This window comes from Caballeronia sp. INDeC2 (genome assembly GCF_023631325.1).
Classification (GTDB): Bacteria; Pseudomonadota; Gammaproteobacteria; order Burkholderiales; family Burkholderiaceae; genus Caballeronia.
On record NZ_JALQDG010000046.1, the window covers coordinates 88,089 to 101,586 of the forward strand.

Annotated in this window: 11 protein-coding genes; 8 read left to right on the forward strand and 3 right to left on the reverse strand. The window is 62.4% G+C overall.

Features of this window, described 5'->3' with window-relative positions; all coding sequences use genetic code 11:
- Positions 1 to 4: 4 nt before the first annotated feature.
- The gene (locus NCS28_RS30155) at positions 5 to 1,438 is read right to left on the reverse strand and encodes an NAD(P)/FAD-dependent oxidoreductase (RefSeq protein ID WP_250517451.1); all 1,434 of its coding nucleotides are present in this window, start codon (positions 1,436 to 1,438) and stop codon (positions 5 to 7) included.
- A 234-nt stretch (positions 1,439 to 1,672) separates the two neighbouring features.
- Between NCS28_RS30155 and NCS28_RS30160 the strand changes: the two genes are divergently transcribed.
- From NCS28_RS30160 to NCS28_RS30175, 4 genes are read left to right on the forward strand one after another with little or no spacing between them, the layout of a single operon-like run.
- Entirely contained in the window at positions 1,673 to 1,882 is a 210-nt protein-coding gene (locus NCS28_RS30160; RefSeq protein ID WP_250517452.1) for a DUF3311 domain-containing protein, read from the forward strand.
- Positions 1,883 to 1,894: 12 nt separating this feature from the next.
- Positions 1,895 to 3,298 (forward strand): sodium:solute symporter family protein, encoded by a 1,404-nt coding sequence (locus NCS28_RS30165; RefSeq protein WP_250517453.1) that lies wholly within the window; start codon positions 1,895 to 1,897, stop codon positions 3,296 to 3,298.
- Positions 3,295 to 4,947 carry an amidohydrolase gene (locus NCS28_RS30170; protein ID WP_250517454.1) on the forward strand — a complete coding sequence of 551 codons (1,653 nt, stop codon included), beginning with the start codon at positions 3,295 to 3,297 and terminating at the stop codon, positions 4,945 to 4,947. Before NCS28_RS30165 ends, NCS28_RS30170 begins: the two co-directional genes overlap by 4 nt.
- Complete coding sequence (locus NCS28_RS30175) at positions 4,944 to 5,888, forward strand: CobW family GTP-binding protein (RefSeq protein WP_250517455.1); 945 nt, start codon at positions 4,944 to 4,946, stop codon at positions 5,886 to 5,888. The genes NCS28_RS30170 and NCS28_RS30175 overlap by 4 nt, the downstream gene beginning before the upstream one ends.
- Here the strand turns inward: NCS28_RS30175 and NCS28_RS30180 are convergent.
- The gene (locus NCS28_RS30180) at positions 5,835 to 7,568 is read right to left on the reverse strand and encodes a cobaltochelatase CobT-related protein (protein WP_250517456.1); all 1,734 of its coding nucleotides are present in this window, start codon (positions 7,566 to 7,568) and stop codon (positions 5,835 to 5,837) included. The two genes, NCS28_RS30175 and NCS28_RS30180, sit on opposite strands and share 54 nt — an antisense overlap.
- Complete coding sequence (locus tag NCS28_RS30185) at positions 7,565 to 8,551, reverse strand: AAA family ATPase (RefSeq protein WP_250517457.1); 987 nt, start codon at positions 8,549 to 8,551, stop codon at positions 7,565 to 7,567. The genes NCS28_RS30180 and NCS28_RS30185 overlap by 4 nt, the downstream gene beginning before the upstream one ends.
- A gap of 152 nt (positions 8,552 to 8,703) precedes the next feature.
- Here NCS28_RS30185 and NCS28_RS30190 point away from each other — a divergent pair, with 152 nt between their 5' ends.
- The 4 genes from NCS28_RS30190 to pta all read left to right on the forward strand — a co-directional run bounded on the left by NCS28_RS30190 (position 8,704) and on the right by pta (position 13,496).
- A complete protein-coding gene (locus NCS28_RS30190) occupies positions 8,704 to 9,456 on the forward strand; it encodes an IclR family transcriptional regulator (RefSeq protein WP_250517458.1) in 753 nt (250 codons plus the stop codon).
- A gap of 113 nt (positions 9,457 to 9,569) precedes the next feature.
- On the forward strand, positions 9,570 to 10,418 hold the full coding sequence (locus NCS28_RS30195; protein ID WP_250517459.1) for an IclR family transcriptional regulator: 849 nt from the start codon (positions 9,570 to 9,572) through the stop codon (positions 10,416 to 10,418).
- A gap of 160 nt (positions 10,419 to 10,578) precedes the next feature.
- Complete coding sequence (gene xsc, locus NCS28_RS30200) at positions 10,579 to 12,420, forward strand: sulfoacetaldehyde acetyltransferase (protein ID WP_250517460.1); 1,842 nt, start codon at positions 10,579 to 10,581, stop codon at positions 12,418 to 12,420.
- 62 nt (positions 12,421 to 12,482) lie between these two features.
- The gene (pta, locus tag NCS28_RS30205; RefSeq protein WP_250517461.1) at positions 12,483 to 13,496 is read left to right on the forward strand and encodes a phosphate acetyltransferase; all 1,014 of its coding nucleotides are present in this window, start codon (positions 12,483 to 12,485) and stop codon (positions 13,494 to 13,496) included.
- Positions 13,497 to 13,498 lie beyond the last annotated feature (2 nt).

The window sequence follows — 13,498 nt, forward strand, 5'->3', positions numbered from 1 at the left end:
AGGTTCAGCGCTTCTCGTCCTGCGCCAGATACTTGTGATAAAGAAATCGTTGACCGACCCGGCGGAACGGAGCGAAGCCTTTCCATCGCACCATGCCCATCACGTTCGGATACTCGAGCGCGGAGTCGTAGATCGGCAGATCGTCGCGGCTGTGTTGCCATTTTCCCGCAACGCGCTCGGCCATGCGCCGCCCCGCATGCGCGGAAAACGACACGCCGTTGCCGCCATAACCGACCGCATAGAAGATGCTTTGCTGCGGATCGGGCTGCGCGACGCGCGGCATCATGTCGTGGCTCACATCGACCCAGCCCCACCACGAATAATCGATACGTATGCCCTTCAGCGAAGGGAACTTGCGATGCAGGCCTTCGATGAGCACATCCATGTGCCGCGGGTTGGCCGCATCCGCGCCCGTGATCGCGCTGCGGCTGCCGATCTGCACGCGATTGTCCGGCAGCAGCCGATAATAGAAACGCAACGTGCGCGTATCGGTGATGACCTGGTGCGTGCGGAAGTTGGTCGATTCGAGCTCCTCTTGCGTGAGCGGCCGCGTGACGAGCGAGTTCGAAAGAATCGGCATGATCTTCGCAGACAGCGTGCGATGCATGTCGTTGCGCGTATAGCCGCCGGTCGCGAATGCAACCGCCTTCGCACGAATCACGCCGCGCGGCGTGCGCACGTGATGCACGCCGTGAATCGTCTCGACATCGATAACGGGCGTGCTCGTATGCATTTTCACGCCGAGCGATCGCGCCATGCGCATATAACCGAACGCGAGCTTGAGCGGATGCACGCCGATGCCATCGGGTTCGAGCAGCGCACCGCAATTTTCGCGATCGTCGACGTACGATTGCGCGACTTCCTTCGCGCTCAGCATGCGCGCGTCGTAGCCGAAGACATCGCGCATCACCTTACATTCGTTCGTCAGAAAGTCCATCTTGCGCGCACGATGCGCGATATACAGATGCCCGCCCGGCTGCGGATCGCACGCGAATTCGCCGATCAGTTTCTTGAAAGTATCGAAGCCCTCGCGGATTTCCGCGTCGAGCTTGAGCGCCGTCTGCTTGCCCCAGCGCTCGATCCATTGCGAGCGATAGAGCCGGCCGCTCGCGTTCTGCCCTTGCCCGCCGTTGCGGCTCGTGCAGCCCCACGCGGTGCGGTTTGCATCGACGACGGTCGCGCGGATGCCATGCTCCCGCGCCAGAAAGAGCGCGGTGGACAGGCCCGTGAATCCCGCGCCGACGATCAGCACATCGACATCGGCATCGCCGGGCAATGGTCCGTCGTCGTCGGGAGGCTCGCCTGCGGTCGCAACCCAGTAGGTCGGCGCATAGTCCATCGCCTGACGGCCGATAGGCGAGACGAGCGGGTCGTAGAGCGGATCGTATGGGGCGCACGCGCCACGCAGGGACGGCGCAACGTAATCGAGAGTAGCCACCGATAACTCCTTGGAAAGTACCCTCATACTGCACCGAACTTCACGCACCGCTTAGAGCCACGCCGGAATCATCGGTAGTGCCAGGTCGCTTTTCATGGGCGCGCGTCGCTGGCTCCAGCGATTGGTTCCTTCTGGCACTACGACCGGCCATTTTTGTCTGGTCATACTGGACCGAATCTTCTTTCTCTCGCGCAATCATGCCTCGCGCGGGCCAATCTTCATACGGAGTGGTCCATGCTCAAGTTCCTGCTCGGAATCGGTTTGCCATTCGTCGGCGTCATCGGCTTGTTGCCGTGGGCTGCGTCCAACGATTTTTACGTGCTCGGCGTTCCGTTTATTTATGCGTGGATTTTCGGCTGGTTCGTGCTGACGTCGGTGTGCCTCCAGCTTTGCTGGGTGCTGTTCGACAAAAAAACGGAACAGCGCGAAGCGCGCGGCGCATAAGGAGACATCGGCATGGCTTCCACGGTATTTCTGGGTTTCATCGCGCTGTCGTTGTGGCTCGCGCTGCGCGCGGGCAAAGGGCGCGGCTCGCAAAGCGTGCACGACTTCTTCGTGGCGTCGCGTCAGTTCGGCGCGTGGCTCGTGTTCTTTCTCGCGGCGGGCGAGATCTACAGCATCGGCACGATGGTCGGCTTTCCCGGCGGCATCTATGCGAAAGGGCCGACATATGGCGTGTGGTTTCTCGGCTATATTCTGCTCGCGTATCCGATCGGCTATTTCGTCGGACCGAAGATCTGGGAAGCGGGCAAGCGCTATAACGCAATCACGCTGCCAGATCTGTTCAAGGGACATTTCGGAAGCCGCCCGCTCGAACTGATCGTCGCGATTTCCGCGCTGATCTTTTTGCTGCCGTGGGGCCAGTTGCAGTTCACCGGACTCGTCGCCGCGCTCAAGGGCCTCGGCTGGAACCTGAATCCGGTGCTCCTCATCATGATCTCGGCGCTGCTCGCGTTCGCGTATATCGCAATCGCGGGCGTTCGGGCATCGGCGTATATCGCCATTCTGAAGGACATCCTGATGGTCGCGGCGATCGTCATTACGGGCATAGCCGTTGCGTGGGAAGCGGGCGTCGAGCCGGTGTTCAGGGCCGCGAGCCAGCACGTATCGAACGCGATGAACGCGCATCAACTCACGTTCTCGATGAGCACGATGCTATTCCAGTCGCTCGGCTTCTATGTGATGCCCTTTGCGATCCAGAACTTCTTCACCGCGAAAAGCGCGAACACGATTCGCCGCTCGCAAGTGGTGATGCCGCTCTACATGCTGATGTACCCGTTCCTTGTGGTCGCGTCGTATTACGCGATCGCGCAGAACGTGCCGCTCGCCTCGCCCAACGAAGCGTTCTTCACTGCCGTCGTGCATCTGTTGCCGCCGTGGCTCGTGGGCCTCGTCGCGGCGGGCGCGTCGCTGTCGGGGCTGCTCGTGCTCGCGGGCATCTGTCTCGCGATCGGGCCTGTGGTGACGCGCAATCTGTTGCCGAACATGCCGGAGACGCGCCAGAAGGCCGGCGCCAAGGTGGTGATCGGGCTCTATCTGCTGCTTTCCATCGGCATGACGCTCGCGACGCCCAACCTCATGCTCACGCTCATCAACATGACGTATTACGGCGTCACGCAGTATTTCCCCGGCGTGATAGCGATCGTGCTCGGTCTGCGCGTGGCCGCGCGCGCGATTGCATCTGGACTGCTCGTGGGTCAGTTGCTCGCGGTCGTGCTGTACGTGTTCCATGTCGATATCGCCGGCATCAATATCGGCCTCATCTGTCTCGCGGTGAATGTGCTCGTCGTGTTTCTCGCCAATCCGAGCGCGGGCCGCAAGCATGTTCACGCTGACCTGATCCACTCGAACGACTCATGACTCGAACCGACGACAACGCAGTAAAAGTGCTGGTGGCACGCAAGATTCTGACGATGAATCCGCGCCAGCCAATCGCGACGCACGTGGTGATCCGCGGCGGCAAGATCCTCTCGGTCGGCACGCTCGACGACGTCCGTCAATGGACCGATGCCGCACCGGACACGACTTTCAGCGATAAAGTGCTGATGCCCGGTCTCGTCGAAGGCCATTCGCATTTGATGGAAGGCGCGATGTGGAGCGCGGTCTATGTCGGCTATTACGAGCGCCGCGGACCCGACGGCACGCGCTGGCCCGGCCTGCAATCGCTCGATGCGGTGATCGCGCGATTGCAGGAAGCCGAGCGCCAGCTCGACGACCCTAACGCGCCTCTGCTCGCATGGGGCTTCGATCCGATCTTCTTCGGCAGCGAGCGTCTTACGGTGACGCAACTCGAACGCGTATCGGCGACGCGCCCCATCGCGATCCTGCATGCGAGCGTGCATCTGATGAACGTGAATACGCCGATGCTCGAACTCGCCGGCATCGACGAAGACACCGACGTCGACGGCATCGTGAAGGACGAAAGCGGCCAGCTCACGGGCGAATTACAGGAATTCGCGGCAATGTTCCCGGTGTATCGCGTGATCGGTGCGAAGCTGTCGCTATCGGCCAGCGACAACCCCGACGCGATCCGCGCGTTCGGCAAGGTCGCGCAACTCGCGGGCGTGACGACGGCCACCGACCTGCTCAATGATCTGTCCGACAAGGGCATGCGCAATCTCGTCGAAGTCACGCGCGATGTGCGCTTTCCGATTCGTCTCGTACCCGCGTTCGGGCCGCAGCGCAATCCCGAAGGCGGGCCTGATCGCGTGCTGGAAGCCGTGAAGCTCAACTCTGACAAGCTGCGTTTTGGTCCGGTGAAATTCATCGTCGATGGTTCGATCCAGGGCTTTACCGCGCGCCTGCGCTGGCCGGGATACGTGAACGGACGGCCCAATGGCTTATGGCTGATTCCGCCGGAGCAGTTCGTCGAGACGTTCCTGCCTTTCCATCTCGCGGGCCTGCAACTGCATATCCACACGAATGGCGATGAAGCCACCGAACTCGTGTTGAATGCAATCGAAACTATCCTGGACCGGCATCCGCGATCGGATCATCGGCATACGCTGCAGCATTGTCAGATGGCCGACAGAAGACAACTCGAGCGCGCCGCCCGACTCGGCATGTGCGTGAACTTCTTCTCGAATCACATCTACTATTGGGGCGATGCGCACTACACGCAAACGATGGGCGCCGACCGCGCGAATCGCATGGACTCCGCAGGCACGGCAAACGAACTCGGCATCACGTTCGGCCTGCATTCGGATGCGCCGATCACGCAACTCAATCCGCTTTTCACTGCATGGTGCGCGGTGCAACGTCAGACCGCATCCGGACGTGTGCTGGGCGAAGCGGAGCGACTGAGCGTTGCCGACGCACTGCGCGCGATCACGCTCGGCGCGGCTTTCACGATCGGCATGGACGATGCCATCGGCAGCATCGAGATCGGCAAGTTCGCGGATTTCGCCGTGCTCGATGAAGATCCCAGCGAAGTGCCGGCGGAGCGCCTCGGCCAACTGCGCGTGTGGGGCACCGTTCTCGGCGGCCGCGTGCATCAGGCGCCCGCATGATGACGCCGATTCCCCTCGCGGTCATCGGCGGCTATCTCGGCGCGGGCAAGACCACGATGATCAACGCGCTCCTGACCAATACCGATGGCCGGCGCATCACCGTGCTCGTCAACGATTTCGGTTCGATCAATATCGATGCGGCGCTCATTCGCGAGCGTAGCGACGATGTGATAGGACTGGAGAACGGCTGCGTATGCTGTTCGATCGGCGGCAAGCTGATGGAGACGCTGATCGACATCAGCGCGCGCGAGCTGCGGCCCGATCTGCTCGTGATCGAAGCGAGCGGCGTGTCGGACCCGGTGCGCATCGCGCAGGTCGGCATGCTCGATCGTGCGTTCCGGCTGCAGGGCATCGTGGTTGCCGTGGATGCGGAGCGCATCGAAGCAACGCTCGCCGATGCCTATATCGGCGATATCGCGCGACGGCAAATCGAAGGCGCGACTTCGATCGTGTTGACGAAAACCGATCTGATTTCCGCCGATGATGTAACTACGGTACGCGCACGCTCGCTGCAAATCGCTCATACGCGCATCGTGTTCGAAGCCGATCGGGGCAAGGTGCCGAATACGCTTTTCTTCAGCGATGAACCATCATTGCGCGAACGCATCGCGCCGCGCGCATTCACGCCTTCGGGTCATCTTCCCGCCGATCTGCGCAGCGTGACGTTTCGCTCGGATGACCTCTTCGACCGGCGACGACTCAAGGCCGCATGCGCGTCCTTCAGCGACCGGCTCTTGCGCGCCAAAGGTTTCGTGCGGCTTCAGGATGGCACATGCGCGGAGATTCACGTCGTCGGCAAGCGATGGCATGTGACGCGATGCAAGAACGTCGAAGAGACTCGCATCGTCTTTATCGGCCTCTTTGAACTCGACGACATACAACGCGCGCTAAGTGCCGTGTCTGCGCCGCGCACCGAGCCATGCAGCGAGCTTCGCGAATAAGGTCATATCCGGCGCAACGGACAGATCCACCGCGAAGTGACGCCGATAATACGGGCTCAGATCGAGTCCCACGCCGAGCCCGAGCACTTCGACCATGCGCGCCGCCTCGTGCTTCGCGACGACTTCGCGCAGATGCTGATCGAGATAGTTCGCATCGTTGGCCTGCGCGGTGGCGCTGTCCATCGGGCTGCCATCCGAGATCACGACGACGATGCGCCGCGCTTCGCCACGCGCGGCGAGTCGCGAACACGCCCAATCCACCGCTTCGCCATCGATGCCTTCGCGAAACAGATCCGCCTTGAATAGCGCAGCAATGTCGCCGCGCGCCGCACGCCAGCTCGCATCGCCTTCCTTGAAGATCATGTTGCACGCTTCGTTGAGCCGGCCCGGATACCTGGGCCGGCCTTTCGCGAGCCAGTCGAGCTTCGCGCGGCCGCCGTTCCATGCGCCGGTCGTGAAGCCGAGCACTTCGGTCGTGACGCCCGCCATGCCGAGCGCGCGCACGAGCACATCGATCATCACGGCGACAGACTCGATGCTCGCCTTCATGGAGCCCGAGCAATCGATGAGAAAGCTCACCGCGCAATCCGCATGCGGACGTTCGCGCTCGCGTTTGAAGACGCGCCGCTCATCGGGCGATGCCACCACTTGCGCAAGCCGACGCCCGTCGATACGCCCTTCTTCCTCGCCGAACGACCAGCCGTCGCGATGCGGCACGGTAATCGCCGCTTGAAACATGCGCGCAAGACGCGGCACGTTGATATGCCCCGCGGCGATCAAATCGTCGAGGCGCTCGCGATATTCACGCAACAACGCAGTGCGTATCAGCGCGGCCGGGCGAATGGTCCTGTCGTGGCGCGTGGTGAACACACGATAGTTATCGCCCGATGCCTCACGCGCGGTGCTGTCGCCACTCGTAGCAAGCGCGAGCCGTTCGACGCTGCCTTCGTCATCGTCGATATCGAACCACGCGCCGAGCATCGTGCGCGCGGCCTGTTCGTTATCGTCATCGGATGAAGCGTTTTCTTCGACGAACGCGTGCCGCACGTCGCGCACCATTTCGCCTATCTTTCGCGCGATGTCGAGCGCATGAACCGCATACGCTTGCTGATCCGCGCAATGCCGCCGCATGCCCGCAAGCGCATGTCCAAGCGATGGCGCGAGCGCCGCGCGCGTGGCTTCGATAAGGCCCTCGGTCTCCTCCAGCACGGCGCGCCCCGACAGACGCGATTCGGCCATCTGAGCGACGGTGTAGATCAAGAGTCCGATATCGCTGTCGAGCAAGCCCGCCTCGTAGCACGCGAGCGACCACGCATCGAAGCCATGCCGTACGTTGCGCCTCACGCCTTCCATGCCGGCGGGCACGCGCGTTTCGCAACGCAACTGCTCGAGCATGTCGAAGACCATGCGTTCGACGGGTTCATCGGGCGTCATGTGCCGATGCAGCGCGGCGTCCGAATACGCGATGCGCAACGCCGACGAATCTGCCGCGCCGCGTGTCGAATCGAAGTCCTCTTCGTCCCTGCGCTCGCCGCGCAAATGCGGCGCATGCAACGGCACCGGCCGCAGATGGCGATACAACCTGCCGCCGCGATAGTGCAACGCTTCGTCGCCCGTCAAAGCCCGCACGGTGGCCGCGCATAGCGCATCGCGTCGCGCGAGTTCACGCGGCCCGTTCAATTCGCCGACTCGTCATGCCACTGCGAGGGCGTGTCCAGTTCCTCGCCGAACGCACGCTGAAAATATTCGGCGACGATCGGCCGTTCAGCTTCGTCGCATTTGTTCAGGAAAGTTAGGCGCAACGCGAGCTTCACGTCGTGGAAAACTTCGCAATTCTCGGCCCAGTCGATCACGGTGCGCGGCGACATGAGCGTCGACAGATCGCCCGCGGCGAAGCCGCGCCGCGTAAGTCCGGCCATGCTCACCATCGAATCGACGAGCGCCCGGCCTGCGTCGTCATCGAGACGCGGCACGCGCGCGAGCACGATGCGCGCCTCTTCTTCGCGCGACAGATAGTTCAGCGTCGCGACCACGTTCCAGCGGTCGATCTGCGCGTGATTCAGCATCTGCGTACCGTGATACATGCCGTTCAAATTGCCGAGGCCGATCGTGTTGGTCGTCGCGAACAGGCGAAAAAAACGATGCGGCTGAATCACTCGATTCTGGTCGAGCAGCGTGAAGCTGCCGTCGCGCTCGAGGATGCGCTGGATCACGAACATCACATCGGGGCGGCCGGCGTCGTATTCGTCGAACACGAGCGCAACGGGCCGTTGCAGCGCCCACGGCACGATACCTTCCTGAAACTCGGTGACCTGCACGTCGTCGCGTACGACGATCGCATCTTTCCCGACGAGATCGAGCCGGCTCACGTGGCCGTCCAGATTCACGCGCATGCACGGCCAGTTGAGGCGCGCCGCCACCTGTTCGATATGAGTCGATTTTCCGGTGCCGTGCAAGCCCTGCACCATCACGCGCCGGTTGCACGCGAAACCCGCGAGAATCGCCAGCGTGACTTCGGGATTGAAGCGATACGCCTCGTCGATTTCCGGAATGTGCGGATCGCGCGTGCTGAACGCCGGCACTTGCAGATCCGTATCGATGCCGAACAGCGTGCGCACGGACACTTTGCGGTCCGGCTCGTCCAACCATGTGTCGCGCATCATGAGGCTTCGTCTCCCGTGGCAGAGCCTCCAGCATATCAACTATATTTTTTCGGAACAATTCATTTCGGTTATTTTTATCCAAAAGGCCGATGGAGCGCGTATCGGCGCCTCATTTAAAATAATGTCGAACAAATTCATATGGAAACATGCCGATGGACAAGCCCGACACGCCCACGCTGCGAGCCTTCGCGCTGCTGGAATACCTGGTTCAGGCGGGCAGCCCCGTGTCGCTGACGGATATGGCCGATGACATCGGCATGCCGAAGCCTTCGCTGCATCGAATGCTTGCGTCGCTCGAAGCGGGCGGACTGGTGATCCGCGAGCCTGGCGACAGGAACGCGTACGTCGTCGGCCCGCGCCTCGCGCAACTGGGCCTCAATGTGATGACGCACGCGGGCGCGCGGCGGCTGCGCCACGCGATCCTCACGCGGCTCGTCTCCGATCTCGGCGAAACCTGCAATCTCACGATGCTTCACGAAAACGAGGTGCTGTATCTCGATCGCGTGGAAGCGCCCTGGCCGCTGCGGCTCGATCTGAAGCCCGGTTCGCACGTGCCTGTCTGGTGCAGCGCAAGCGGCAAACTGCTGCTCGCGTTGCAGCCGCGCGAGGAACGCAATGCGCTCGTGCGCGCGATGAAACTCGAGCGCTACACCGCCAACACGATCACCGACACGGAGATGCTCGAAGCGGAACTCGACCGCATCGCAAAGAAGGGGGTCGCGATCGACAACGAAGAATTCGTGCAGGGCATCGTGTGCGCGGCGGCGCCCATCGCCGATGCGAACGGCACATGCATCGCGGCGATCGCGGTTCACGCGCCGGTGTCCCGCACGCCGCTTTCGCGCGCGCTGGAAATGGTGCCGCGCCTCAAGGAAGCCGCTGCGGAGCTAGGCAAGACGTTCTAAGCGCGACTTCGAAGCAATAAAACGCAACCGCGCATTCCGAAAATTGTGGCGCAATCCGAGGATAGACGCGTAGAGTAGCCGTAATTCGAAACCAAACGTTCCGTTTTCGGCTCATGCGCAACGTCACACATCTCGATCCTGCCGAGCCCGCCGGCGATGAAGCGCGGACGCTCCGTCCGCTCGCCGTGCTGGAACAGCTGGCCGCTGCCGGCCACGCCTACACGCTGTCGCAACTCGCGGCGCGCGTGCGCATTCCCAAGGCGACGCTGCTGCGGCTCATCGATTCACTCGAAGCGCAAGGCTATGTCACGCACATGCCCGACTCGCGCGGCACCGACCGCGGCATCGCGCTCGGACCCCGCGCCGCCCAGCTCGCGCTCGCCACGCTCGCCAACAACTCCTTCACGCGCGCCTGCCGTTCAATCCTGCGCGCGCTCGTCGACGTCATCGGTGAAAGCTGCAATCTCACCGCGCTCGATGGCGATACGGTTCTTTACATCGAGCGCGTCGAGACGGCCGAACCGCTGCGCCTGCATATGCAGGCCGGTATGCGGGTGCCGCTGCATTGCACCGCCAGCGGCAAGCTATTTCTCTCGCAGATGCCGCTCGCCGAGCGTCGCCAGATCCTCGGCCGGCTCACGCTCACGAAGAAGACGCATCGCACGTTGACCGATCGCACGTTGCTCGAAGCCGAACTGGACCGGCTCGCCGCGCGCGGCATCGGCATCGATAACGAGGAGTTCGTGTTGGGGATGGTGGCCGTTGCGGTGCCCATCACCGATGCCGCGACCGGGCGCGTGCTCGCGTGCCTGGCCGCGCATGCTCCGACCGCCCGCGCCAATCTCAACGACTTGCTCCAAGCGGTTCCGCAATTGCGCGATACGGCTGTGAAGCTCGCGACGCTCATCGATACCTCCGACGGACTGACGCTCATGTCGCGCCAGCGTCCGGCGGCACGGTAGTCCTTCGCGTCATCCAAACTCAAAAATTCAGAATTTTTTGAGACGAAACATTCCGTTTATTTAAAAAACAGGTTGACGCCGAAATCGGCTCGTCCTACGATGCTCTCACGATACATATTCCGGAACCGCACGTTCCGTTTTATTTAACCCGGAGACATTCATGAGCGAGCACGATCAAGCCCGTCCTTCCCAGAACGCCCTCGCCGTCAGCGCGGCGCCCGCCGGTCCGCAGGCGATGACCCCGTCCGAAGCATTCGTCGAAACGCTCGCCGCCAATGGCGTGACCGAGATGTTCGGCATCATGGGTTCGGCCTTCATGGACGCGATGGACATCTTCGCGCCCGCCGGCATCCGCCTGATTCCCGTCGTGCATGAACAAGGCGCGGGCCACATGGCGGACGGCTATTCGCGCGTGTCGGGCCGTCACGGCGTCGTGATCGGTCAGAACGGCCCGGGCATCAGCAATTGCGTGACGGCAATCGCGGCGGCGTATTGGGCGCACAGCCCGGTCGTGATCGTCACGCCGGAGGCGGGCACGATGGGCATCGGTCTCGGCGGCTTCCAAGAAGCAAAGCAATTGCCGATGTTCCAGGAATTCACGAAGTACCAAGGCCACGTGACGCACCCGGCGCGCATGGCCGAGTACACCGCGCGTTGCTTCGATCGCGCGATGTCGGAAATGGGCCCGACGCAACTCAACATTCCGCGCGATTACTTCTATGGCCAGGTCAAGGTCGAGATTCCGAAGCCGCAGCGTCTCGATCGCGGTCCCGGCGGCGATCAGAGCCTGAACGAAGCCGCCGATCTGCTCGCGGAAGCGAAATTCCCCGTCATCATCTCGGGCGGCGGCGTGGTGATGGCCGATGCCATCGAGGAATGCAAGGCGCTCGCCGAGCGCCTCGGCGCGCCGGTGGTCAACAGCTATCTGCATAACGACTCGTTCCCGGCGAATCATCCGCTGTGGTGCGGCCCGCTCGGCTATCAAGGCTCGAAGGCCGCGATGAAGCTGCTCTCTCAAGCCGATGTCGTGATCGCGCTCGGCTCGCGTCTCGGACCGTTCGGCACCCTGCCGCAGCACGGCCTCGACTACTGGCCGAAGGAAGCGAAGGTCATTCAGATCGACGCTGACCACAAGATGCTCGGCCTCGTGAAGAAGATTTCCGTCGGCATTTGCGGCGATGCGAAGGCCACGGCCATCGCGCTCACGCAACGTCTCGCGGATCGCAAGCTCGACTGCGACGCGACGAAAGACGCCCGCGCGAAGACCATCGCTTCTGAAAAGGCCGCATGGGAAAAGGAACTCGACGAATGGACGCACGAGCGCGATCCGTATAGCCTCGACATGATCGAAGAGCAGAAGAACGAGAAGCCGTTCAGCGGCGGCCAGTATCTGCATCCGCGCCAGGTGCTGCGCGAACTCGAAAAGGCGATGCCGGAAGACGTGATGGTGTCGACCGACATCGGCAACATCAACTCGGTCGCCAACAGCTATCTGCGCTTCAACAAGCCGCGCAGCTTCTTCGCGGCGATGAGCTGGGGCAATTGCGGCTATGCGTTCCCGACGATCATCGGTGCAAAGGTCGCGGCGCCGCATCGTCCGGCCGTTTCGTATGCGGGCGACGGTGCGTGGGGCATGAGCCTGATGGAAACCATGACCTGCGTGCGTCACAATATTCCGGTGACGGCTGTCGTGTTCCACAACCGTCAGTGGGGCGCGGAGAAGAAGAATCAGGTGGACTTCTACAATCGCCGCTTCGTTGCGGGCGAGCTCGATAACCAGAGCTTCGCCGAGATCGCGAAGGCGATGGGCGCGGAAGGCATCGTCGTCGACAAGCTGGAGGATGTCGGCCCGGCGCTGAAGAAGGCCATCGATCTGCAGATGAATCACGGCAAGACGACGATCATCGAGATCATGTGCACGCGCGAGCTCGGCGATCCGTTCCGCCGCGATGCGCTCTCGAAGCCGGTGCGCATGCTCGACAAGTACAAGGATTACGTCTGAGTCCAACGCCGCGCCGCTCCGCGCCCGGAGCGGCGTTTTTTCTTGATGACAGTGAGCCCGCCATGAAAGCCATGCATCGCATCATCGATCAGGCGCGCGACCTGCCGATGCGCATCGTCCTCTCCGAAGCCGAAGACACGCGCGTGCTTCAGGCGGCGGAACGCGCGCACAAGCATGGCATCGCGCGCATCGTGCTCGTGGGCGCGCGAGTGCGTGCGTATCAAGCGGCGGACAGCGCGGGCATCGATCTCGAAGGCATCGACGTGATCGATCCTTCTCATTCTCCACATACCGAGCGCTTTGCCGAAGAGCTTTTCGCGTTGCGCGAGAAAAAGGGCATGACGCCCGAACTGGCGCGCGCCGCCGTGCTCGATCCGCTGTGCTTCGCGAACCTGATGGTGCGCATGAGCGAGGCGGACGGATCCGTATCCGGCGCGGTCAACACGACCGCGGATGTCGTGCGCAACGCGATACAGATCATCGGCGTGCGGCCGTCGTTCAAGCTCGTTTCAAGCTTCTTTCTCATGATGCTGTGCGAGCCTTTTCATACGATGAAAGGCGGTCTCATCTTTTCCGATTGCGCGCTCGTCGTCGAGCCGAATGCGGAGCAACTCGCCGAAATCGCAATGGCCGCCGCCGACAGCGCGCGCAGCCTGCTGATGGAAGATGCGCGTGTCGCGATGCTCTCGTTCTCGACGAGCGGCAGCGCGCACCATGCGGCCGTCGATAAAGTGATCGATGCGACGCGGCGCGTGAAGGAAGCGCGTCCCGGCCTCGCCATCGACGGCGACGTGCAGCTCGATGCCGCGATCGTCGCGGAAATCGCGATGCGCAAGGTGCATCACTCGCAGATCGATGGGCACGCCAATACGCTGATCTTCCCGAGTCTCGAAGCGGGCAACATCGGCTACAAGCTCGCCGAGCGCATCGGCGGCGCGAAGGCTATTGGGCCGCTGCTGCAAGGACTCGCGAAACCGGCCAACGATCTGTCGCGCGGCTGCAGCGCCGACGATATCTATCACGTGATCGCCGTGACTTGCGTGCAGGCGCAGGCAGCGCGGCATCAGACGACGTGAAT

Bases quoted from the DNA above. Each gene is read 5' to 3' on its own strand.
- xsc (WP_250517460.1), top strand. From the start codon at position 10,579: ATGAGCGAGCACGATCAAGCCCGTCCTTCCCAGAACGCCCTCGCCGTC.
- NCS28_RS30185 (WP_250517457.1), bottom strand. From the start codon at position 8,551: ATGATGCGCGACACATGGTTGGACGAGCCGGACCGCAAAGTGTCCGTG.
- NCS28_RS30165 (WP_250517453.1), top strand. From the start codon at position 1,895: ATGGCTTCCACGGTATTTCTGGGTTTCATCGCGCTGTCGTTGTGGCTC.
- NCS28_RS30170 (WP_250517454.1), top strand. From the start codon at position 3,295: ATGACTCGAACCGACGACAACGCAGTAAAAGTGCTGGTGGCACGCAAG.
- pta (WP_250517461.1), top strand. From the start codon at position 12,483: ATGAAAGCCATGCATCGCATCATCGATCAGGCGCGCGACCTGCCGATG.
- NCS28_RS30160 (WP_250517452.1), top strand. From the start codon at position 1,673: ATGCTCAAGTTCCTGCTCGGAATCGGTTTGCCATTCGTCGGCGTCATC.
- NCS28_RS30175 (WP_250517455.1), top strand. From the start codon at position 4,944: ATGATGACGCCGATTCCCCTCGCGGTCATCGGCGGCTATCTCGGCGCG.
- NCS28_RS30190 (WP_250517458.1), top strand. From the start codon at position 8,704: ATGGACAAGCCCGACACGCCCACGCTGCGAGCCTTCGCGCTGCTGGAA.
- NCS28_RS30195 (WP_250517459.1), top strand. From the start codon at position 9,570: ATGCGCAACGTCACACATCTCGATCCTGCCGAGCCCGCCGGCGATGAA.